This is a genomic window from Colwellia sp. 6M3, from assembly GCF_014077595.1.
Taxonomy (GTDB): domain Bacteria; phylum Pseudomonadota; class Gammaproteobacteria; order Enterobacterales; family Alteromonadaceae; genus Cognaticolwellia.
The window spans coordinates 1-495 of record NZ_JACGWF010000219.1 but is presented as its reverse complement, the minus strand read 5'-3'; the positions used below and the strand labels follow the sequence as shown (position 1 = coordinate 495).

2 protein-coding genes are annotated in these 495 nt (G+C 36.2%); both read right to left on the bottom strand.

The window, feature by feature from the left end; all coding sequences use genetic code 11:
- Window positions 1-210 (bottom strand): iron-sulfur cluster biosynthesis family protein (locus tag H4J50_RS19120; protein ID WP_310733289.1); only part of this gene is annotated, 210 nt, incomplete at its 3' end.
- 64 nt (window positions 211-274) lie between these two features.
- Window positions 275-495 (bottom strand): DUF6776 family protein (locus H4J50_RS19115; RefSeq protein WP_404842760.1); only part of this gene is annotated, 221 nt, incomplete at its 5' end.

The window sequence follows — 495 nt, the reverse complement described above, 5'->3', positions numbered from 1 at the left end:
GATTACCATAGTAACGCCTTTTTTTTCTATCGTCATATCACCGTCGTTGACTTTTTCATCAAAAGTGAAACCATACGAAAAACCAGAGCAGCCACCACCCGTAACATAAACACGTAATTTCAAGTCTGGGTTTTCTTCTTCAGTGATCAACGTCAATACTTTAGTCGCCGCAGCGTCGGAAAATTTAATAGGTAATTCAGGATTTGACATAAAACTCAACTTAAAACAGGTTAACTAGGGTAATTATCTTAAACTTGACTGTTTTAGTCAAGTATTATGGCTGACTCTGTGTAATATTATCTATACTTTTTAGCCATGGATAACTGTGGTCGACACGATTGTATTTCTGCCACTTACTTTTTGGCAGTATCGCAGCGACATTAATAGTTTCAGGAATAAAATTTTCAGGCAGAGTTAATTCACCGGCAATAATTTGGAAGTACTGAAAACTAAATGATAAATCTTTCTGCTCTAAGGTAGACAGCTGAGATAAAG